Origin of the sequence: Klebsiella sp. C283, from assembly GCF_048822555.1 — a bacterium.
Lineage (GTDB): Bacteria > Pseudomonadota > Gammaproteobacteria > Enterobacterales > Enterobacteriaceae > Klebsiella > Klebsiella quasipneumoniae.
Genome location: NZ_JBMEZS010000018.1, coordinates 1 through 19,655 on the forward strand (window position 1 = coordinate 1; position 19,655 = coordinate 19,655).

At 53.1% G+C, this 19,655-nt stretch carries 23 protein-coding genes and 2 pseudogenes; 1 reads left to right on the forward strand and 24 read right to left on the reverse strand.

The genetic code is table 11. The annotated features are described in order from the left end of the window. The 22 genes and pseudogenes from ACOI7Z_RS24810 to ACOI7Z_RS24915 form a co-directional block, all read right to left on the reverse strand. Positions 1–404 (reverse strand): annotated as a pseudogene (locus ACOI7Z_RS24810) (hypothetical protein); the annotation flags it as partial. 86 nt (positions 405–490) lie between these two features. Further along, a complete protein-coding gene (locus ACOI7Z_RS24815; protein WP_137916214.1) occupies positions 491–2,974 on the reverse strand; it encodes a host specificity factor TipJ family phage tail protein in 2,484 nt (827 codons plus the stop codon). Further along, positions 2,961–3,356, reverse strand: coding sequence for an NlpC/P60 family protein (locus tag ACOI7Z_RS24820; RefSeq protein WP_137916213.1), 396 nt, complete (start codon positions 3,354–3,356; stop codon positions 2,961–2,963). The genes ACOI7Z_RS24815 and ACOI7Z_RS24820 overlap by 14 nt, the downstream gene beginning before the upstream one ends. After that, positions 3,353–3,823 carry a hypothetical protein gene (locus tag ACOI7Z_RS24825; RefSeq protein ID WP_137916212.1) on the reverse strand — a complete coding sequence of 157 codons (471 nt, stop codon included), beginning with the start codon at positions 3,821–3,823 and terminating at the stop codon, positions 3,353–3,355. Before ACOI7Z_RS24825 ends, ACOI7Z_RS24820 begins: the two co-directional genes overlap by 4 nt. Further along, positions 3,823–4,299, reverse strand: coding sequence for a hypothetical protein (locus tag ACOI7Z_RS24830; protein WP_171003143.1), 477 nt, complete (start codon positions 4,297–4,299; stop codon positions 3,823–3,825). Before ACOI7Z_RS24830 ends, ACOI7Z_RS24825 begins: the two co-directional genes overlap by 1 nt. A 41-nt stretch (positions 4,300–4,340) precedes the next feature. Further along, positions 4,341–8,030 carry a tape measure protein gene (locus ACOI7Z_RS24835; RefSeq protein WP_137916211.1) on the reverse strand — a complete coding sequence of 1,230 codons (3,690 nt, stop codon included), beginning with the start codon at positions 8,028–8,030 and terminating at the stop codon, positions 4,341–4,343. A 56-nt stretch (positions 8,031–8,086) separates the two neighbouring features. Then, positions 8,087–8,605 carry a hypothetical protein gene (locus ACOI7Z_RS24840; RefSeq protein ID WP_137916210.1) on the reverse strand — a complete coding sequence of 173 codons (519 nt, stop codon included), beginning with the start codon at positions 8,603–8,605 and terminating at the stop codon, positions 8,087–8,089. Further along, a complete protein-coding gene (locus tag ACOI7Z_RS24845) occupies positions 8,602–8,940 on the reverse strand; it encodes a hypothetical protein (protein ID WP_137916209.1) in 339 nt (112 codons plus the stop codon). The genes ACOI7Z_RS24840 and ACOI7Z_RS24845 overlap by 4 nt, the downstream gene beginning before the upstream one ends. A gap of 103 nt (positions 8,941–9,043) precedes the next feature. Continuing rightward, complete coding sequence (locus ACOI7Z_RS24850) at positions 9,044–9,424, reverse strand: lipoprotein (protein ID WP_064155311.1); 381 nt, start codon at positions 9,422–9,424, stop codon at positions 9,044–9,046. Between the two features lie 90 nt (positions 9,425–9,514). Further along, on the reverse strand, positions 9,515–9,760 hold the full coding sequence (locus ACOI7Z_RS24855; RefSeq protein WP_249356062.1) for an AP2 domain-containing protein: 246 nt from the start codon (positions 9,758–9,760) through the stop codon (positions 9,515–9,517). 9 nt (positions 9,761–9,769) lie between these two features. Then, positions 9,770–10,093: pseudogene (locus tag ACOI7Z_RS24860) on the reverse strand (HNH endonuclease signature motif containing protein); the annotation flags it as partial. A gap of 70 nt (positions 10,094–10,163) precedes the next feature. After that, positions 10,164–10,880 (reverse strand): DUF6246 family protein, encoded by a 717-nt coding sequence (locus tag ACOI7Z_RS24865; RefSeq protein WP_137916207.1) that lies wholly within the window; start codon positions 10,878–10,880, stop codon positions 10,164–10,166. A 67-nt stretch (positions 10,881–10,947) separates the two neighbouring features. After that, a complete protein-coding gene (locus tag ACOI7Z_RS24870; RefSeq protein ID WP_171003142.1) occupies positions 10,948–11,712 on the reverse strand; it encodes an immunoglobulin domain-containing protein in 765 nt (254 codons plus the stop codon). 58 nt (positions 11,713–11,770) lie between these two features. Continuing rightward, positions 11,771–12,154, reverse strand: coding sequence for a hypothetical protein (locus ACOI7Z_RS24875; RefSeq protein ID WP_137916206.1), 384 nt, complete (start codon positions 12,152–12,154; stop codon positions 11,771–11,773). Then, positions 12,151–12,369, reverse strand: a complete 219-nt coding sequence (locus ACOI7Z_RS24880) for a hypothetical protein (protein ID WP_023339717.1) — start codon at positions 12,367–12,369, stop codon at positions 12,151–12,153. The genes ACOI7Z_RS24875 and ACOI7Z_RS24880 overlap by 4 nt, the downstream gene beginning before the upstream one ends. Continuing rightward, positions 12,366–12,734 (reverse strand): hypothetical protein, encoded by a 369-nt coding sequence (locus ACOI7Z_RS24885; RefSeq protein WP_087823412.1) that lies wholly within the window; start codon positions 12,732–12,734, stop codon positions 12,366–12,368. Before ACOI7Z_RS24885 ends, ACOI7Z_RS24880 begins: the two co-directional genes overlap by 4 nt. Before the next feature lie 2 nt (positions 12,735–12,736). Continuing rightward, complete coding sequence (locus ACOI7Z_RS24890; protein WP_043906744.1) at positions 12,737–13,099, reverse strand: hypothetical protein; 363 nt, start codon at positions 13,097–13,099, stop codon at positions 12,737–12,739. A 172-nt stretch (positions 13,100–13,271) separates the two neighbouring features. Beyond that, the gene (locus tag ACOI7Z_RS24895; protein ID WP_137916205.1) at positions 13,272–13,652 is read right to left on the reverse strand and encodes a DUF7370 family protein; all 381 of its coding nucleotides are present in this window, start codon (positions 13,650–13,652) and stop codon (positions 13,272–13,274) included. A 2-nt stretch (positions 13,653–13,654) separates the two neighbouring features. Continuing rightward, positions 13,655–13,942, reverse strand: a complete 288-nt coding sequence (locus tag ACOI7Z_RS24900; RefSeq protein ID WP_137916204.1) for a hypothetical protein — start codon at positions 13,940–13,942, stop codon at positions 13,655–13,657. Positions 13,943–13,982: 40 nt separating this feature from the next. After that, positions 13,983–15,014 (reverse strand): major capsid protein, encoded by a 1,032-nt coding sequence (locus tag ACOI7Z_RS24905; protein ID WP_137916203.1) that lies wholly within the window; start codon positions 15,012–15,014, stop codon positions 13,983–13,985. A gap of 11 nt (positions 15,015–15,025) precedes the next feature. Beyond that, entirely contained in the window at positions 15,026–15,463 is a 438-nt protein-coding gene (locus ACOI7Z_RS24910; protein ID WP_137916202.1) for a hypothetical protein, read from the reverse strand. Further along, positions 15,463–16,842: a DUF2213 domain-containing protein gene (locus tag ACOI7Z_RS24915; RefSeq protein WP_137916201.1), complete on the reverse strand. Its 1,380-nt coding sequence runs from the start codon at positions 16,840–16,842 to the stop codon at positions 15,463–15,465. Before ACOI7Z_RS24915 ends, ACOI7Z_RS24910 begins: the two co-directional genes overlap by 1 nt. A 52-nt stretch (positions 16,843–16,894) precedes the next feature. On the opposite strand from ACOI7Z_RS24915, the gene ACOI7Z_RS24920 reads away from it, so the two are divergent. Then, positions 16,895–17,239, forward strand: a complete 345-nt coding sequence (locus ACOI7Z_RS24920; RefSeq protein ID WP_053003098.1) for a Rap1a/Tai family immunity protein — start codon at positions 16,895–16,897, stop codon at positions 17,237–17,239. On the opposite strand, the gene ACOI7Z_RS24925 is transcribed toward ACOI7Z_RS24920, so the two are convergent. After that, positions 17,240–18,250, reverse strand: a complete 1,011-nt coding sequence (locus ACOI7Z_RS24925) for a phage minor head protein (RefSeq protein WP_137916200.1) — start codon at positions 18,248–18,250, stop codon at positions 17,240–17,242. Continuing rightward, on the reverse strand, positions 18,177–19,646 hold the full coding sequence (locus tag ACOI7Z_RS24930) for a DUF1073 domain-containing protein (protein ID WP_137916199.1): 1,470 nt from the start codon (positions 19,644–19,646) through the stop codon (positions 18,177–18,179). The genes ACOI7Z_RS24925 and ACOI7Z_RS24930 overlap by 74 nt, the downstream gene beginning before the upstream one ends. Positions 19,647–19,655 lie beyond the last annotated feature (9 nt).

Sequence of the window (19,655 nt, forward strand, 5' to 3'; positions counted from 1 at the left end):
TCACCCAAAGCCGAAATGATGCTGTCCATGGATGGCATTTTCCGCCCGGTAGGCTGTAACGTACCCGCATTATTGATGTACTCATCTGCAAGAGAACTACCGTCAGTGCTACGTACATAGGTAGTTGAACCTGCCGGTATATTCGCGATATCCGCCTGCGCCGCCGCCAGCGTCATGTACTGCCGGCTGAGAGGGATCAGGTTCTGCCTCGTTTCCTCAACGACCTTATCCCCTTCAGCCTTAATTCCGTCTACGGTGTAGTGCTCTCCGCCGAGACGATCGATGTATGTCAGTTCGGTACTGGTGACAACCTTATCCAGCATGGCGCCAGCATAAACTGCGTCCCGGATATCAGTACTGGGCACCGGGTTGTCGGTTGGAGTTGGTAACGGTACTTCTGCCATTGTGCATGTCGCCCTATAAAAGGCGCACGAAACCCTCAGAAGTGAATCTGATGGTGTGCGCGAAGGTTGGTAATTACTGCTGTGTGTTACGGATAAATCGAGTCAGAATATTCAGACAAGGCAATAGTCTGTGTGTAATCGCCATTGGGTTTGGCTGTTTCTACACGCCAGATAGTTGAGTTTAATTCGCTGTCGGTCGCAATAAAGTAGCGACTGGCCACCTGGCAGTCAGCACCATTGTAGATATTCAGATCGAAAGCATCCGCGGCTGCCTGAAAGGCTTTGGTAGTACCGGATACAGGATAGGCACGCCAGCGGCCACGAAAATTACCCAGACTATCTGTCATCACGACCCACATATCGCCAAACGAAAAATCTATGCGTTCAGACGTTGTGAAGATATCGCCATTGCGGCCAGTGAGATAACCGTTCTGCTGCCTGTTGTCGTACATATCCGGACACTGAACAACGGCGCCACGCACCACCTGCTCAGTCTCCAGCACCTTGACCGTCATGCTCATTCGTGAATACATAATGCGCTGAGCCTCAAGCCATGCGCGGTCAACCGCCTGGCTTCGATTGCGGCAACCGTCCAGGCTAATCTGACTGGCGTTAACCGTTGCGTCTTCGACTTCCTGAATGCCGCCGGCATCAATCTGCAAATAAACATAGGATTTCTTATTGGTGAGCGGGTCTACATAATCGACCGTGACACCGTCATATCCTCCCGGCAGCGACATCTGCCATGAAACCTTATATTCGTCAAAGAACATGTTTGAGCGGGCAAATACCGCATCAGGATAGCTGACCTTTTCATCACGCCAGAATGTCAGCACATCGCCGATGTTGTTTCCATCCACCCTCGCCGCATTGCAGATAATCCCGATCCGCTCACCGAGTGACAGCTTCTCATCTGAAAAGGTGTAATCGAAATAGCCTAGCTCTGGCACAGATATCGAGTCGGCAATCGCGTACAGCGTCGCAACATCTATACTGGACACATCCTGCTTACCGATAACCACCCATTCATGCAGTACGGCGTCAGCAAATGAGCGGCTTGGACGCAGCGTGTAGTCAATCTGGCCGGTCGTCCGGTCATAGCTGATGGTGTGGCGCTGTGCGAGCATGTTGTATTTCTGCTCGCGGTTACTGTTGCTGTTGTTGCTCCCCTTAATGGTCACTCTGGCAATCGTGTCATCAGGGTAAACAACATCCACGCGGGTGTTGACAGCGTGAATTGCCATTAACGTCACGACGTTTCCATCATTGCTGTTATCCAGTCGCTCGATCGTTACCGCATATCGACCTGCGCCGGCGGCAGGTGAGAATTTATGTGTTGTGCGGAAATAACGTGTAGTCACCTGAAAATCGTTATCAAAGAAATAATCGTACTGCTCAGCAGTACCCGGGATCTGGTTGTTGTTGTCATCCACTTTCCAGAACCGAATTCGATAACGAGAAGTGCCCGAAGTCGCTCCCAGTTGAACCATGACATGTACCCAAATCTGCGTGGACGCAAGCGGCGATACCGATGGCCCTATAACCAGCGGTGTCTGGTCGTTGAGGGTGAAAAGTGTCAGGTTCAGCGTGGCGTCAGACGGTAGCGTCGTGATCTCCCCCGTCATATCGCCAAGATAGAACGTGGTGTAAGACTGCGTATCCTCTCCGATATAACTTTCTGAGTAGACGATATTTCCGCTGCCGGTAACGCTCCTCGTCACCGGGCCGCCGCCTGAGTTCCATGTCGCGTTGATAACAAAAGTCACCGGGTGTGGGACGGCAAGCGCAGCGAAGTATGAGAAATTATCGTCATTCGACAAGACTGTCGCTTTCAGCTGGTTGCTTTCGATCAGCATGGCTGTCGGCGCTGTCGTCGTCGCCGTCTGGGCGGGGAAATCCTCGCTTTCATTCAACCCAGGCACTTCTTCGTTATCGACATCATCAAACTGATAGCCAACATCAATGGTGCCTATCGTCGCGCCAGGGTCGAAAATCTGATAACTGGCCCCCGCAAGGCTCCCCAGGTTCGACTCGGAATAACGAACAGAGGAAATAGTGTATTTGCCATACCCTACTTCGAACCATTCAGTGATGTACTTGTTATTGTCGACGTATTCAAACAGCGCCTGCTGAATCAAATCCGGATATACCCGGCACTGACCATAAATATTCGGCCTTCCTTTGTACAGTCGCGCACGGTTGGTCTGCCCCGTGGCATCGTTATTCGGTGATTCACCAGTAGAAATGGAAGGAGATGATGCGGTCTGTTGCCCGGTTAGCCCTGACATTACTTTTTTGGTGAAGCGGATCGGGTTGAGATGCTCCACCGGGTTTAAAAGTGTCTTTATCAGGCCACCGCTTTCTGGCTGATCGAATACTGCTACGACGTCGCCGGCGCGCAGCTTAAACGATAAATCAAAGTCATCGTCCAGCTCGCGACCATTCAGGCGCACCTTCACATTATTGTGCAGCCTGAGTGAGTCCAGTAACGCTATCAACTCAGTACCAGGTGCGGTCGTTCCATGCTGTTTCGGCGCGCCAGGCAGGCGCTGCAGCTCATATCGAACCATGAACCAGATACTCCACTTTGTTGAATTTTTTCGCCAGGATGACCATGCTGTCAGCGCGCACAAATCCGAACTCACCGCGTGAATGCAGGCATTTAACTGGGTCCAGCATTACGCCCACATGAACAGGTCGATCTGCGTAATAAAACACGGCGAGGCAGCCAGGAGATGCCACAGGCACCCTTCGCCAGTGGGCTGACTCCGCTGAATAGCAGGTGATGAAGTCGGCGCCCGATTCGTAGCCGGCGATGTGATGCAACTCCAGACCGAGAACATGCCGGTAATACAGCACCACCAACCCCCAACAATCCATCTGCTCAAAACAACAGGCACGGTTAACCCACGGCTTGCCGTTCACAAGCCGGATAAATTCGCTCTGCGTCATACGGTAATTAGCCCGGGATAGTCTTTCGTGGTGTAAATAATGGGGTTGGCCAGCGTCAGCGGATTAGTCTTGCCGGAATTTACTGTGACGTTTGTGCCGTCTGCACCTACATCCTTCACGAACAGAGACCACGTCTTCAAAGGATCGGCATCACCTATCGCACTCCATTGCTGATATTTGCAGGTTATCGCCGTCATGCGGGCGGCACCTTTCCACACTTTTAGTGTGTTTCTGACCTCTTCAGCCCCTTGCAGGAAGGTGATCCCCATGGTGATTATTGCTGACCCGTTCTGTGTTGGTTCGGTGATATCAAAAGCCGCTGGTTGATAGATATTGCCGCCAAACGTTGCTTCACGAAACAGCTTATTCACCACCCGGTAATAACCAAACGCCGGGTGATAAAACTCAATAGTCTGCTTGATATCGCTGGCCGGCCGCCGCTCTTTCCACTCTCTCAATGTAGGCATCAGTCGGCCCTCGGCATCACTTCAGTGATCAAGTAATCCAGCCAGTATCCATATCCAGGCTGGGCCTCAACGATCCAGTCGTCATAGTCCTCGGCAATGTCCTCGATACCGTTGCAGATGACCGTGGCGGTCCAGGTGACCGTTCCGCCATTTTTGCTGGTTTGCACCGGCATATTGATGAAGTGAAGCGTCTGCAGCTGAACACCCTGCGTATCTCCAAGGTCGATCGGCATCTGAAACCAGTTACGCCCGCGGTCACAGTATGTTGGAGATCGCAGCCATGACTTAAACCGCTCGGCCTGCTGCAGCGTGAATATCCACTGCAGCGTCCAGGTAGCCTTGAGGTCAGTGGTGAAAGGGGTAAAAATGACTGGTCCGACTGCCGGCTGCGTTGTCTGCCAACCGGTATCCTGCGTCATGTTCTGGCTTGGACGCTGCGGAAGGGGTAGAAATTCCGGGTATGAAACTGTTGCCACGTTTCCTCCGGGCATAAAAAACCCGCCGGAGCGGGTTGGTTTTAGTAATCGCCATGGGCCTGCCGACGAAGGCCGAAAGTGTCCTGCATCTGAGAAGACATCGGGCCTCCGGTCTGCATATCGGTGATAAATGTTTCGATAACCAGCTGCCCGCCGTTCTGGCTGCTGCGGGTATCGACATTGACGCCATTTGCATAGTTGTAAACGTTGTTCACGACCTGCAGCGTGCCTCCACCACTACCCTGCAAATCCTTATTGCTGATGACAGAGCCATTATCACCTGGGATCATGTACTGCTTGCCGGTGCTGGCCTGGTAAATCTCTGGTTTTCCGTCTTCACCCACCTGATACATTGAGCCAGCAGATACAGGACCGCCGTTCTTGCGCTTGCCGGCCAACGATGAGCCTACAGCCAGCGCTGCCACCAGGGCGCCGAGGCCAATAGCGACCGCTCCGCCGAATGAGCCTATCGACGCAACCAGCGCCGCCGGCGTCCATGCTGCCGTTGTGGCCGCCGCCGATGATGTACTGGCAGCAGTGGTCGTAGCTAATGAACTAACCTGGGCGGCCGTCGTAGTTGCGATCGCAGCATTCTGCGCTGTCGCCCCCATGATTGCCGATTTGGCCTGCTGCATACCCATCTGAACAAACGTGTTAATCACGTCATTCAGAATGGTATTGCCGATTGAGCGAAGTGCATCGTTTGCCGACATACTGCCAGTTATCACGCCAGTTAAGGCATTTGACGCCTGACTACCAAATGCATCTACCGCGGCACCCAGCGCCTCATAGCCCACACTCTGCTGAGTAAATAATGCCCATTGAGCATTCGTACGCTCCTGCTCATACTGAGTGTCAGCGGCTTTTTTCAATGCCAAAGCATTCTCATGAGCGAGAACCCCTTGCTGCTCAAACTGCTGAATCAAAGCCAGCTCCTGCGCGTGCTGGTTGGCCAACTGCTGCACCGGGTCAACTTCACCAATTGCCTGCTGGGTGGGATTAACCACCTGCTGAGAGCGTATTTTGGCGAGGTTGGCCTGATGCTGCTGCTCCATCTGCTCAGTGGCTGCGTTGTACTCCTGCAGATCAATCTTCCCGGCGTTCAGCGCCGCTTTCAGGTTCTGCATGGATTCAGCGTAGGATTTATTCTCAGCCTGCTCAGGCATGGCTTTGAGCGCTTCGGTTACGCCTCTTGCTGCCGCGGCTGCATCCCACGCTTTAGCTGCGTATTGCCCAGCCTCCTGAATCTGCGCCTTAGTTGCGGCGCTGCCGAGTGACTGCTGCGCACGCAATATCGCGCTGTCTCGGCTCAATTCTTGAGTTGAACTGGCTGCAAGTTCAGACTGCTGGCGCAGGTTTTCAAGTTTTTTGGAAACTGATTCTGCGGCTGATGCTGAACGCTTGTCTTGCTGCTCTCCCTTTCTCTGAGCCTCCTGTCGAGCTTCTTCCGCTTTTTGCAGGTCATAGTTTTCACCAGCCAGATTTCCTGCCTTCGAAATCTGATTTGGATTATCTGTAACCTTGGCAGCCTGCATTCGGGCTTTTGTAACGGCCCGTTGTCTTTCATCCTGAATTTTCAGAAGCGCGTTTTGCTCCTCAAGGTTCAGAATTACTTTGTCACCGTCTGCGGTAGGGGGAGAAACCTGCAGCGCTTTGGGATTGAAATCCTGACCCGCTTGGTTGGCGCGATTTATTTCGTCAGCGGTCAATCCGAATGCTTTTGCTACCGCCCCCTGCACCCGCTCAAGGGTAGATCCCTTTTCAATCAGACCATCATGCACCCCCATTGAGGTAAGCATGTTGTTTGTTAGGGTTCTGCTTGCTTCTGATGCTGTTTCCTGAGTTCTTGCGAGTTTATCCTGGGCATTTGCAAGGTCACGCGTTTTCTGATTTAGTTGATCTGAAACCTCTGCCTGCTGGCGAGCAAAATCAGCACCTTGCCCCATAGATTCGGCTACTGCCTGAGCCTCTGGGGTGAAGTTTTGATAGCGTGACCTTAAAGAATCGACTTCGGATTGGAGATCAGATATTTCATCCTTCTGTGCACGTATAGATTTATTCGCATCGGCGATGGTGCCTCTGAGCTGGGTATTATTCATCGCCTTCATTGAGGCGTTCACGCGATCCAAGCTATCGGCAAAACGAAGGGCTTCTTCTCTGGCTTGCTGGGCTTTCTGCCAAAAATAGAAAATAGCCGCCGCCGCAAGCATGGCGACACCCGCAGGCCCACCAATTAACCCTAGTGCCCCTCTCAGTAACCCTCCAGCTACAGATGCCGCTCTGGAGGCTACAGTAGCGGCTTCCTGAGATGCTATGTAGCGTGCATTTGCTGCTGTAGCGGTTGCCGTTGCGTCAGCTGCCGCTAAACGAGATGTGCTTACTTGCGCCTCTGCCTGAGCAATCGCTGTAGCCCTCGCGTTCTGTGATGCGGATTCAGCCCTTGCTAACTGAGTTGTTAAGGCCGCCTCAGCCTGGCGAAGCTCAGCCATCCTCGTTGCTGTCGCAATACGCCCCTGATCTGAAATTTGCGCCTTCAGCCGCTGCGCCTCAAGCGCTTTTTCAGATTGAATCTGCGCAAGCTGCGTGCGTATTTCCGCCGTTTGAGCCTCCGCAAGCTGCACCTCAGCAGCTACTGAGGCGTTCGTTGTTTTGAGGGTAGCCAAGCGACCTTCTGCAAGGTTAAGGGCCGATATTGCCGCTGCCTTTTCAACCTCAGCCAATCTTAATTTTGCCGCCGCTTCTATTTCGGCGTCTTTTGCTGCTACCGACGCAGCTTTGCTTTGTGCAATAGATGCAGCCGTATCCTGAACTTTTGCCGCCGTTGCCATCGTAAGTGCGCCAACATAGCGGCTTCCTATAATTGCAGCCACGGCAGTTAACGCCCCGCTGAGTAAGCCGATATTTTCACTGGCGGTCACGACTGCGTCATTAAAAATTCCAGCGCTGGTTTTTACGGTTGAGTTTTCACCAAAGAATTTAGTTATGTTGTTACCAGCCACCTGCAGTGCCTGGCTGATCGTCGTCGTTGTATTGGCGAACTCTTTTCCGATCACTGCTCCTTGGGATAGAAGCCCATTAACAACCACGTCGGTTGTTAACTTGCCCTGCGCAGCCATGTTCCGCATTTCGCCGATGCTAACGCCCATCGAGTCAGCAAGAGCAACAATCAGGCGGTTTCCCTGTTCGTTTACAGAGTTGAATTCCTCGCCGCGTAAAGCTCCAGAAGCAAGACCCTGCGACAACTGAATAATCGCGTTCTCGGCCTCTTGTGCTGTGGCACCTGAAACAACGAACCCTTGGTTTATGATTGTGGTCAACTTCGCCAGATCATCTGCGCTGGTCCCGTACTGCCTGGTTGCCCTTTCCAGTCTTGCGTAGAGGGATGCCGTTGCATCTAAACTACTGCGAGTTTGCTGAGTAATGTTGAATACGCGCTCTGTTACATCAGCAAGTTGCTCGTTAGGCCGCAGTGAGTTAGCCAGCTTGTTATTTACAGTTGCCCAAGCATCGGCATATTCTGAAACCTGCTTCACAGAAAGAGCGGCAGCCAAAGCAACAGCCACGCCTGACAGGCTGGACATAGAACGCTCAGTATTATTCACGGCGCGCGTAGTGCCGTCAAAACCACGCTCCATCATGTCAAGGCGCTGATTTACACGCTGCTGTGCAACAAGAAGCCCCTGTACATCCATCTCTATGTCGTAATAAATGCCGCCAGCGTTCTCTGCCATATCTTTCTCCGGACAATAAAAAACCCCGCCGGAGCGAGGTTTTGTTTTCTTGATAGTTATTTACAAAGCGATGCCCACATTGAAGCGAAATCACCACTCCCATCATCTATATAGGCAGCCCCATTAAAAATATATCTATCTTTGCCGGAGTATGCGCCAAGGCTGTTTTTAGCATTTACATAACCACAGACCACGGAGTTGGAATTTACTTTTTCACCAGAGAAATCGGCAGAAGACGGATCTTTCAGTAAACCTTTAACAGCTACTTGGGCAATGGATATTTTCCTTATTTCCTGTGTCTCCTGCCCTCTTAAATCTTCTTTCATTTTTTCATAACCTTGCCTTTCCGTATATCGCTCTCCCCACAATGGAGTGATTGAGTTAATCCACAGAATAGAAACGGCGCAAACCACAATCACACCAATAAAGCATGGTATAGCGCCGAGCTTTTCTATGCCGGATAGGCATAGCAGGGTGAGGGGAATGACAACTAACAAGGCCATCCACTCGCGAGAAGCAAAGAACACTGTTATACAGAACACTAATAAAGTAAACGCACCGATAATCTTCTTCATCCCCAGCCCTCAAGTTTCTTTTTATTTAGCAACATTTCAAGTTTATCAAGTTCTTTTTGCTTCTTCAAAATGGTGGTGTATTGCCTGTATCCATGATGCGCAGGCGCAAAGAACTGACCATCATTGTACATTGCTGGGTTTTTCTTTAAGGCAGACATAGCAAGGGGAGCAAGCGCTATTTGCTGCTGGCAATAATGGATTGCCTTCTCAAGGTTCTTGCCAGTATCGCGCAGTTTATAGTGCTTCTTAATTTTCTCTTGAAGGTCAAAGTGGATCTTTAAAATCACATCATCAGGAAGCCCACGAAGACCTTCGAGCCACTCTTCTTCTGTCATATCCCTATCCCCACTGGTTGGTTTTTGACAGATTAGCAGGGATATATCAGGTTTCAATGCAACCAAAAGCAAAAACCTCACCGAAGTGAGGTTGTCTCTGTACTTAATCGGCCCAGCCAGATTTAGTATTGATAGCCGACTCTGCCATTGTGTACTTGGCTACTACATCGTCTTTAAACAGGATGGTAAGTTCTTTCTTGGTGCCGTTAGTTCCGTTATGGAAGAGGCCATAGAAAGGTATGAACGTAGTCCCGTTAACTTTTACTTTGGCGAAGGCGTACTTCCAGATCTCATTGCCGCCGTCAGTGTACGAAACTGAATCCGGGGAACCGAATGTCGTTTTAACCTCGGCCTTGGTGGTTTTCCCTTCCTGCAGCTTAGACTTTACGCTGATTTCGGTTTCCTTGCTGAGTTGCTGGTTTCCTGAGGAAGCGCAGCCTGTCAGAGTTAAAGCAATCGCAGTAGCGACTAAAATTTTCTTCATTTCCTTGATCATCCCTTTGGTATTGTTCGGAGTAATCCTAACAGGGATGAGCGGGAGGAAAAAGCCCACAAAAATGGGCTGTCTTTTAAGCTATTCAGCCCTTGCAAGCTCAATGCCTTTGATGTTTATCTCAACCTTCTTTTGCGCATATGAGCCGTGATACTTTAGCGCGCCCGCGTTGTATGCAAGAGCCGCCTGTATTGGGCAGTCGAACATACCTAAACGTATGTTTTTCTTATTGTGCGCAACAACTGCCATCCATTTAGCTTCCCGTGACGCCCAAAAGACACCGATAAAACCAGAGCTATTGTTTTTTTGCATGCCAACATTAGACATGTTTTGGCTTCTGTTGACACACCGTAGGTTTTCTATGCGGTTGTCACACTTATTGCCATTAATATGATCCACATCGCCTTCAGGCCATAACCCATGATGCATGCACCATATAACCCTATGGCAGAGGTTATGCTTCTTGTTCACACGGACATATAAATATCGTCCGTTCAACGAGCTGGACGCCTCCTTTCCGGTAAACCTGCCATTAAATCGGTTCATAGCGACTTCGCTAGTGAAATGATGGATTGGACGGCGTCTCCAGGAAAGCAATCCTGTATCAGGAGCATAATCAAAGCATTCTAAAAGATAGCGCTGACTTAAATGGTCATTCATTCTAAACCTCGTAGCAGGTTCCGTAGATGGCAGGTGCGCCAGAGCGGTCTACGTTCCGCCTTTTCGGGAGCTACCCTAGGCGCTTGTTCATTTTACCAGCTTCTTCAGCTGCAAGCATTGCATTCCAACGTTTATCATCCTCACTCATTACGGAGTCAAACTCCTCTCTGGTGAAGCCCTTTTGGTTTGGATATTTAGCATTCAGAAGTAAGCTGAATTCTGTCATCGTGAGGTTCTCAGCCTCTTCCCGGCTTATGCCGAAATGGTTGCGGGCCGCCATGATGTAGTCGGCGGCGCGGAATTCTGCGGTTGTCTCGTTCGTTTCGTAACGCTGCAGCTTACGCACCTTCGCTTTGCCGATGATGCCGTGCATCATCAGGTTTTGCGCGACGATGACCATGCTTTCCGGCGGCATGCTGCCCGGGCGCCAGACGAAGCCACGCTTGCGTGATTTCCCCGGCTTCATCCATCCAACCAGATCGCCGATATCATCGTCACAACATGCTGTCAGTACCGTATGCGCGGCCATGATCGCTTTGCGTGACAGGATCCCGCTTTGCATAAACCGCATGACGCAATCAGGAAGGCGGCTGTACTCATCGCGGATATAGGCCTCAGCTGCGCGCTGCACGAATGGCGTCGACTCGTCATTGCACAGGTCATAGAACGCCTGAACAATCTCCTCGGGCTCACCGATTCGCGCCATGTTGCGAAACGACGGCCGGAAAAAGAATTCCCGGTCACCGGTACCGATAACGCATTCGCCTAATTCTTTAATCGGGGTCATAGTCGCTCCATAAACAGTATCAAGGGCGCAGAACGCCCTTTGTACTATTCACGAAATGGCCTGGCGGTTAACTGATGGTGACCGTGCAGGACGCAGAGGTGATCTTGACCGGTGTCGCGGAAGAATCGGTGACTTCACAGGTATAAACCCCGGCATCACCAGAAACAGCGCTGGCCTTGTTGAAGGTCGCCGTTGTTTGCCCGCTGACAACCGTGCCGTCTTTCTTCCAGACGTAGGTGTAAGGCGAAGTGCCACCCTCAACCACGACCGACATATTCAGAGCCGATCCGGCCGCCACGCTCTTGGTCGTCGGCAGGTTAGTGGCAAACGCCAGCGCCGGCGGAGCGACCTCAAATACCACGGTGTCTGCATCAGCTACTTTCCACTCTCCGGAGAAGGTGGAAATATCCGAGGTTCCGAAATCACCAGACCAGGAGGTAGTGTTGAAGTAGCCCATGATATAAGTGCCAGCATCTTCACCAGTGAAGTCGAAGCGGACCCAGACTGTCGGCTGACGGCCTGCCTGTACCTCATCGAAAATATATTTCGAGATGGTGATGGCGCCGACTTCCGTCGTCTTGTCCTTCTTGCGAAACTCACCTTCTCCTGAGATGGTGAAGTCCATATTGTTGACCAGGTTCTCAACCAACCCCTTCGTATCGTCAGCCTCAGAGGTGACGGTATTCATGGAGTAGTCGAAGCCCTTGGTGGTCATGGCGCCGAGTCGCTTCCATTCGGAAAGCGCAGGAACCGTATCAGCACAGCCAAAAGCCATGCGGAGCACGGCCACCTTACCAATCAGCTTGCCGGTGTCATTAGCGCAGCCTTGCATGTATGCCTCTCAATTAAAAAAGGCCGCCATATGGCAGCCTGATGGGTGATTCTGACGATTATTCGCCGTATGTGCAGGAGACGAGCAACCTGGTTACTAATCTGCCCTCTTCGGTGGCGATCGGAGCCGGGACATTGCCGACAAGCCGCAGCGCGCCAACACAATCATCGGCGCCGGATTGCGCGCTGATGTACTCGACAATGGCGTTTACCGCGGCGTCAGCAGCATCGGGATTCGCCTTCGAGGAGATCACATCAACCATCACATACCAGTCGCCGCCAAGGTCGAAGGTGATATCGGTGCCGCCGGAAGGCCTGAACACAATGAACTGGTCCGTGTCTTTCCCAGTATCGCGCCATTGCCTCCACTGGACCTTAAACCCCGCGGTAAGCCCATCAGCCACAAACAGGTCTTTGAGGCGCATATACATCGGAGGGTTCATTGTGCCTCTCCACATGGAAAGACTTCTACTCGCCCCTTTAAAGTACGCTCGTAGAGTTCGCCTTTACGGCGCTTATGGGCTCTGAATGGCCTTGGATGATACCGAACAATTCCGCGCTGGATATCAGCAAAAAATACCCCGTCGATTTGGTTGCCATTCACAAATACTTTGCGAGGGCCGAGGCCATCTCCGGCAAAATGGATAGTGCGATTCATAACGACAACTCCTTCTTCACCACCGCGTCAATCTGGCTGCGGGTATCTTCGAAGCCCTTCGTTAAGAACTCCTTGCGGGCCGTTGCTCTCGTGAAGTCCTGTTTCACTGCCGGGTCGTGAACATACACCGCATAGTTGGCGGAGTAACCAACGCGCCCGGTTACCCTGGTGCCGTTAGCCATGATTTCGCGGAACTGGCTGTTGATGAGCGTCGACGTATCGATCGGGGTGTAAAGCGCGGCCTGCGCGCTGCCGATAAGCATCGCAGACTGGATTGCTCGCACGACTTTACGTCCCTGAACGTCTTTAATGATGCGATCGAGGTTGGCCTTGGCCTGGCGGATGCCGCGAACTTTAGCGCCCATAATCAGACTCCCGTAATCAGTGCGAAATCGTCCGCCAGTCGCTCGAACGTATCTGCGAACTGGACGATCTGCCGAATCTCATCGGCCTCATCCGGCGGAGCCGCATCGGTCGACGCGCCAATCAGGATGTAATCTCCCTCCCGCGCCGTTGCGTACTCGGTCCATATCGTGTTTTTAACCACGATCTCCCGGCCGAGGTCACCGATTTTTGCAGAGAGACCACCCTGGTAGTCGCAGAGGATAGCGATAGGCGCTTCCCACCCGTAAGGCTGACCTCCGCCGTCGGTATCACTACCGTCAGCATCGCGTATGCGCCGCCAGAGTGTCGCTGTTGCCGTGTATGACCAATTGGCTACCGAAGACATCAGTCATCCCTCCATCGCAGCACAACGGCGCCTGTGGCGCGTATGCGGTCGCAGTTAATAAACCACTCGCCGTCGCTTTTCACGTACGCCGTAGTTTGCTGACCGGTATCGGTGATCACCCACACCCGCGTAAACGTCCGCGGCAGCCGTTGCTGAACCGAAACCCACGCCATTAGCAGCCCCCGACCACCAGAAACAGGCCCACACTGTTCCCGGCGCTGATCGGTAGTTCACTGGTGCAGCCGCTGGTATCCAGTTTCGCCAGCGAGTCACGCAGCCAGGTGATGCCATCGTCACCGTAATCGAAAGAGCGGGACGATCCTGATGGCGCCCCTTGCGATTTTATTCGCCGGGCACCGGAAGACGTCGCCATGAGCGCAGCGGCATACATCAGGATGAGCTTTGCCGTGCAGTCGTCATATCCCGCACCATCGAGGCACGGGATAATCTTGTTCACCACGCAGAGAATAGGATCCAGCAGCGCGCCGGGAATGGAATAACCCAATTCACCGAGGAACGCCTGCACGTCTGCCGCTGTGATTGGGTCAGCCATGGTTATTTCGCCTTCTTCTGCAGGTCAGCCAGTTGCTTCTGAGCCTCGTCGAGGTCAGCCTGCAGCTTGGTATTGGCTTCAGCCAGTGACGTTACCTTGCCGTTAGCCTCGTCGAGGTCAGCCTGCAGCTTTTGCAGATCGTCCGGGGTCGCCACCTCCAGCACCTGATCTCCCACGGGTATTGCCTTGCCAACCAGCCAAAGCGGGAGAGTTTCACCTTTGTAAACTTCACCCTTTTTAAGTTCGTGACTGTCATGGGTGAGCAGCCATTGTTGTTCTTTACCAGCCATGCGGCCTCCGTAAAAAAAGATGGGGCCGGAGCCCCATTGATTATGCTTTGGTCAGCTGGACGTAACCGGCCTGGCCGTTTGCATCGTGTTTGAACTGCGGCGCCGCGGCAGCGAGAACCGAGAAGACGTAATCATCTTCAGGGTTAAGGCGCGCTTTAGGACGCATGGTCATCGGCATACCATTCAGGATCTGAACAACGTCCGGACGTTTAACCACACCGAGCAGCTCGTCGGTCGGAACCTTGGAGGCCGGCACCAGAGCGGCCACACCAGGGATTTCCATGATGCGGGACAGGATGGTCTTCGGATAATTCGCGGCATAGTCATTAACCGACGCGTAGAACCAGTCTTTGTAGTTCAGGTAGATCGTCACCGGCGCATAGAAGTTTTCGGTATGCAACAGGTTAATCAGGTTGGAAATTGCCGCTACCCACTGCGCACCGGTAGCGCCGTTCAGAGTCAGGCCGTGAGTGCCGGTGCCGCGGTTAGGCGCAGTACGCAGACCATAAATGGTCGCGCCCCCAACGTTGATGTTCGGATCGCCGTTCAGCACCATGTCTTCCAGCTTCTCAGCGACTTTGCGCTGATGGTTGGAAATGGCGTCGCTATCCAGCGAATAACCTTCAGTCTGAGCTGCCAGCATCTGGCGCCAGCCGAAAGTCAGCTCACTGTCAATGATCGGCAGCGGCGTACCTTCGTAATCCATTACCGGCTGATCGCCCTTCGCCTTGCCGCGACCATCCAGGCTGATATTCACATCACCGGAGTCGGACAGGGTCATGAAGTAATGGACGATCTTACCGAGCGCCATAGGGCGGGAAACGCTGGCAGCCAGGTCGTTAAATACTGACAGCACGTCACGCTGAACGGTAATCGCAGAGCGGTCCCATTCGCCCCAGACATCTTTCGGCAGCACTGATGCGTTACCAACGAGCTCATCGAAGGCGATGAACTGGCCATTTGCGTCGTTGACCGCAAAGCCATGCTGTGTAGCCATGTTGCGCTGCATCATGTCCCAGCGGCGGCGGGCATTGAGAATCAGCTTTTGCTGCTGTGGAGTAAACTTTAACATTCTGGTTTTCCTTATGCCTTGGCGTACGGAGTGTAGAGGATCACCACGTCGGCGAAACCTTCCGCCGCCAGAGTGCGCCCTGCTTTTTCGTCGAACGTTGCGACGACCTGGTTGCCGGTTGCGGCCGCTTTGAATACGCCGCCGGTACCGATGGTCAGCTCCTGGCCTACCGTATAGGCAGCCGCTGCCAGGCGAACGTTGTATTCCTGTTCGCCTTCAACGCGGTATGCCACGCCGGTTTCGTTCGCTGCGTATGCAGTGGTGATCGCCTGCCCGATGAAACGACGGTTGCCCAGGATGAGCCAGCGGCCGGTAGTATCAGCGGCGGCGGCGAGCTTGCCAGATGCAACCTTCACTGCCACGCCAGGGTTAAGCGCCGCAGCAACAGGCAGGTTGATGGTTTCCGGCTCACGTTCGACCGGGCCACGATAGATAACGTTAGCGACCATTATTTAGCCCCCTCTTCCATGCCTGCGTTCAGGTCGTAGTCTTTCCACTGGTCATTTTCAGCATTGACCTGCTGGAAAGATGGATTCAAACCGGTACTGGTCTGGCACTGCGCATACATGTCGTTCAGCGCCTCGCCGGCCAGCGAGTTGATCGCCGCTTCGGTCATGAACGGGAATTTCGCTTTGACCGCATCACGCTTGGTTTTGAGGTCTTTCTCAGCGTTGGCCTGCAGCTGAGTTTTCAGCGTGCCGATCTCGTCAGTCAGCGGCTTAATTGCCAGATTTACTGCCGCGGTAATCGCGTCAGAGTTAATCTGAGTACCCGGCTGGTCGCCTGCTTTCTTCTGTACCTGCTGGTTATAGGCATCCCAGACCTGATCGTCGGTCAGCCCCTCGGTTTTAACGCCTGCGGCATTGAGCGCGGCGATCATCTTCTCTTTCATCGGGTTTATTTCTCCGTTGGTTTTGACTTCGTACTCAGTGGGTTTGCGCACGACCTCTACTGGATCGCCGACCAGCGTGACCGTGCTGTCGTCGATGAGGTATTTTTGCTGGAAGAGCTTATTGCCCTCTTCGAAGATGAATTTGTCTGGCCATACGGTCACGACATAGCGATAAACATCGCTGCCTGACGGCGCGCGAATGGCTTCACGCAACATCTGGTAGATTTCATCGAATGAGGCATCTGAGTTATGGGTGAGGAAGAACTTCACTTTGTTCAGCAGCCCATCTTTGAGGCTATTTGCGGCATCAACGAGGCTTGCAGTTTCGACTTCGCCTTCCTGACCATCGGCATTCACGAACATGCCGACTCCTTCCTCTGGAGTGCCGGCGCCCGGCTCATCGAGCAGGATAGCGATATGGTCGAACTGCATATTGCGAGCGATCCATGAGTACTTCTTCTGCTTCGACTCGCCTGATTTTCTCTCTTTGTTCGTGAGTAATCCGGTAGACAGGTGGATCGGGTCGGTGTTGGTGCCGGCGATCATCTCATCGAGGCGATTAATCAGACGCTTGCCGTCAGGCTTTGTCTCGGCGACCGCCTTATTGATATAAACGTCCATGACGACCTGGTCGCCAGACTTGCTGACGTTCTGTGCCCATGCACCGACGTGATAGCTGTTAATGGCCCGCGGGTCATTGGCGCTGACATATTTGCCATCTACCATCGGATGCGGCAGAGGCATCAGCTTGCCTTCCATCGTCTGGTAGCTGTTGTTAATCTCCTCCGCCGGGTAAAGGCCGCCATTCATCACGATGTCATCGACGATCGGGACCGCACCACGAATGACGTAGTGTTCCTGACCGTTGATGGTGGTCGTTGAGATGTTGGAGGCGTTGATGGCGAGGGATTTAACGTGGATGCTGGATAATTTCACGTTGAATCCTATATGTTATTAGTTAGGACTACTCCTAACAGGCATAAACAAAATGAAAAAAATTATCGCTTCGCTATTACTCGCAGTTTCTCTACCGTCTTACGCTTTTTTCTATGATGGAAATCAGCTATCAGCATGGAACAATGCCAGGAAAAAAGCCTTAAACAATAACGCTGAAACGGTGGATTACCTCGACGCTGGTGTGTACAGGGGGTTTGTCATTGCAACCTATAATGCCTTTCAGAATACATCTATTTGCCCAGAGCCTGGCATTACAGTTGGCCAAGTAGAAGACGTTGTTGGTTTATATCTTGATAACCATCCTGAATTGCGGACAAAGCCAGCATCTGAGCTTGCATATAAAGCTTTGGCGAGTGCTTTCCCATGCAAAAAATAACTATGCTGCCTTTTTATCCGGGGTCCACTGTTTACGCTCTTTCGCCAGCTTCTCAGCTAACCCCTGATTGAAAATGTTGCCGTCGTCATTGAGCAGCACCGGAATCTGGCTGCAATAGCAGTTGTACCGGTTGCCGTTCTCGGCGTAGAAGTCCCTCACCTCTTCGGTGGTGTATACCTTGCCGTGGCGGCTGGCATGCCAGATGCGAGTGGTCGGTTTGAGCGCCGACAGCCACAGCAGGCCGGTATTCAGGCCAAGCCGATCCGCTGCCCAGTCCGTTTCGTTCCATTGCGCCTGCCGCAGCGCGCCGACCTGCTCAGTCTGAGCGATGGTCTTTGCGCGGCCCATAGAGACATCAAGGCGCTTGCTTATCACCTGCGCCGTTTCGCGGGGATTCACACCGCGCCCAACGGCATCCGCGATGATGTTCGCCAGGTCACCGCGCGCCCGGTCAGCTTCCAGCTTCCAGTCGCTATACGTGCTGATGTAGGCACTGGCGATCTGGTTCTGGTATGCAGGGCTGCTTAAAAGCTGCTGAAGCGTCGTCTGGCTGGCGTACACCTGCGACTGCTGCGAGAGGTTGTTGAAGGCCTCCAGCGTGCCGCGCTGCGCCTCTGCGGCGACGTAATCCATCGCCCAGAGGTTTTGTTCGCCGCCTTCCAGCAGGTAATCGTCGAGAATAACCTGCACCGCTTCGAGCAGGTCGGCCAGTTCCTGAGCTGACATGTCGTAGATGAACTTGCCAGCGTTGACCTGGTAGAGCGTTGGCTCGTCGCCGTTAACGTGGCACAGGAAGTGCCAGTTGTGGCTGTTAACCTCTAGCTCTCTCCCGGTCAGGCGCTGGTCAAACAGTGCTTTCAGAGCACGCTTGATGCCGACATAACGGTCCTCAATATCCCGGAACATCGCGCTGACCTGCTTCGCTGATCGAGTCGGGTCAACCTTGCTGCGCGGAACTATCGGCAGCCCCACCTTTGCCGTCTGCTCCGGTGTCATCGGCCAGTGGATCATCGGTTGTCACCTTGTCATTCGGGTTAGGTGGTTGCTTTGGCTCAGGCAGAGGGTCGAGGCCTACAATCTCGCGTAGTTCGTTGGCCGTGAATGGCGGCTCGCCACCATAGAAGCCCGACGTTTTCTGGACGATATCAGCCAGTTTCGAGGCGTTCTCAATTTTCTCTTTCTCTCCCGGGGCCAGCAGGTCAGTCCATGAAATGGTGACCTCTCCATTTGTCGGCGGATCTATAATGCCCAGGGTCCAGAAGCGCTCCAGCAAGGCTGTGATTCTGTCAGTCAGGAAGCCGTTGCGGCGGGTATTGCGGCGAATGGCCCAGTCTGTTTTATCCTCATCGCTCGCCAGGCGCCCGGTCTGCTGTCCAAACAGGATGGTGAACGGGATTTGAACGGATGCTGCCAGTTCGTTTGCGGTAACTTCCCACGTTGGCCCCGGGTCACCAGGTGTAACGCTCAGGACGTGCATTTGTCCGGCCTGCATGACCGCCGCTGCATCGGTGCCGCGGTTAAGCTTGTTGACCTTATCGCCCATCGCTTCGCCGAGGTCGGTATAACCAGCTTTCTTAGCCTGATCGGATAGCGTTGCCATGTCGGTTTTTTCGCTGAACTCAACCGCAATCTGCCGGCTGGCGTTCTTCAGGAAGCCCTCTGCGCCACCGCCGGAAATCTTCTCAAGGTCGAGCCCTTTGTTGTATCCGGCCTCTAGCAGCGGGATACCCGACAGAACGTTGTCATCCTCTGAACCTTCGCAGAACAGGATCACCCTGCTCGGATGCACAGGCTCACCGCGCGTCGGTCCGACGAAAGCCTCATCTCCAACCGGCTGCTCGTTGAAGTTGAACATCTTCGGCTGGCCGAAGGTCTCGGACTGGCGATCGTTATCCCATTCTGCGACAGTTAACTGTGGTTCCCATACCGGGATAAGTTTTACCAGCGCTGACTCGCCCAGGGATTTCACCAGCCTGGTATCTACTGGATCGCTCCATGGCTTGTTATCTTTCACCTGCAGCAGCAGTGCGGAGTAGCGCCCCACCATATTGCGGCGATCGGCATCCTTCACCTTCGGCCACCATTTTTTCATGAACCTGGTGACTTTCTTTTCCCATGGGTTAGATTTCTTCGCCTTCTTGGACACATCACCGTCAACGATAACCGGATAGTCCTGCCAGCAACCGTCCAGAAGGCGATGCACCACAGCGAATCCGACGGCATTGCGCCGGTACATGTTGTAGAAGTCATGGAAGGTAATGGTTCGCGGGTAACCAAACTCCTGATAGAGCGTCGGGCGCTTTGTGTTCCCGCCACCGATCCCGATGGCATTCAGGTAATTCGCTCGCCGCATTTCAGTGGCGAGATTGTTCACAGCCAGTTGAAGGCCGTTATCTTGTTCGCTCACTGGCGATGC

Bases quoted from the DNA above. Each gene is read 5' to 3' on its own strand.
- ACOI7Z_RS24925 (WP_137916200.1), bottom strand. From the start codon at position 18,250: ATGATCCACTGGCCGATGACACCGGAGCAGACGGCAAAGGTGGGGCTG.
- ACOI7Z_RS24840 (WP_137916210.1), bottom strand. From the start codon at position 8,605: ATGAAGAAGATTATCGGTGCGTTTACTTTATTAGTGTTCTGTATAACA.
- ACOI7Z_RS24875 (WP_137916206.1), bottom strand. From the start codon at position 12,154: ATGAACCCTCCGATGTATATGCGCCTCAAAGACCTGTTTGTGGCTGAT.
- ACOI7Z_RS24885 (WP_087823412.1), bottom strand. From the start codon at position 12,734: ATGGGCGCTAAAGTTCGCGGCATCCGCCAGGCCAAGGCCAACCTCGAT.
- ACOI7Z_RS24825 (WP_137916212.1), bottom strand. From the start codon at position 3,823: ATGCCTACATTGAGAGAGTGGAAAGAGCGGCGGCCGGCCAGCGATATC.
- ACOI7Z_RS24845 (WP_137916209.1), bottom strand. From the start codon at position 8,940: ATGACAGAAGAAGAGTGGCTCGAAGGTCTTCGTGGGCTTCCTGATGAT.
- ACOI7Z_RS24865 (WP_137916207.1), bottom strand. From the start codon at position 10,880: ATGACCCCGATTAAAGAATTAGGCGAATGCGTTATCGGTACCGGTGAC.
- ACOI7Z_RS24910 (WP_137916202.1), bottom strand. From the start codon at position 15,463: ATGGTCGCTAACGTTATCTATCGTGGCCCGGTCGAACGTGAGCCGGAA.
- ACOI7Z_RS24850 (WP_064155311.1), bottom strand. From the start codon at position 9,424: ATGAAGAAAATTTTAGTCGCTACTGCGATTGCTTTAACTCTGACAGGC.
- ACOI7Z_RS24835 (WP_137916211.1), bottom strand. From the start codon at position 8,030: ATGGCAGAGAACGCTGGCGGCATTTATTACGACATAGAGATGGATGTA.
- ACOI7Z_RS24820 (WP_137916213.1), bottom strand. From the start codon at position 3,356: ATGACGCAGAGCGAATTTATCCGGCTTGTGAACGGCAAGCCGTGGGTT.
- ACOI7Z_RS24895 (WP_137916205.1), bottom strand. From the start codon at position 13,652: ATGGCTGACCCAATCACAGCGGCAGACGTGCAGGCGTTCCTCGGTGAA.
- ACOI7Z_RS24920 (WP_053003098.1), top strand. From the start codon at position 16,895: ATGAAAAAAATTATCGCTTCGCTATTACTCGCAGTTTCTCTACCGTCT.
- ACOI7Z_RS24880 (WP_023339717.1), bottom strand. From the start codon at position 12,369: ATGAATCGCACTATCCATTTTGCCGGAGATGGCCTCGGCCCTCGCAAA.
- ACOI7Z_RS24890 (WP_043906744.1), bottom strand. From the start codon at position 13,099: ATGTCTTCGGTAGCCAATTGGTCATACACGGCAACAGCGACACTCTGG.
- ACOI7Z_RS24855 (WP_249356062.1), bottom strand. From the start codon at position 9,760: ATGTCTAATGTTGGCATGCAAAAAAACAATAGCTCTGGTTTTATCGGT.
- ACOI7Z_RS24870 (WP_171003142.1), bottom strand. From the start codon at position 11,712: ATGCAAGGCTGCGCTAATGACACCGGCAAGCTGATTGGTAAGGTGGCC.
- ACOI7Z_RS24900 (WP_137916204.1), bottom strand. From the start codon at position 13,942: ATGGCTGGTAAAGAACAACAATGGCTGCTCACCCATGACAGTCACGAA.
- ACOI7Z_RS24905 (WP_137916203.1), bottom strand. From the start codon at position 15,014: ATGTTAAAGTTTACTCCACAGCAGCAAAAGCTGATTCTCAATGCCCGC.
- ACOI7Z_RS24815 (WP_137916214.1), bottom strand. From the start codon at position 2,974: ATGGTTCGATATGAGCTGCAGCGCCTGCCTGGCGCGCCGAAACAGCAT.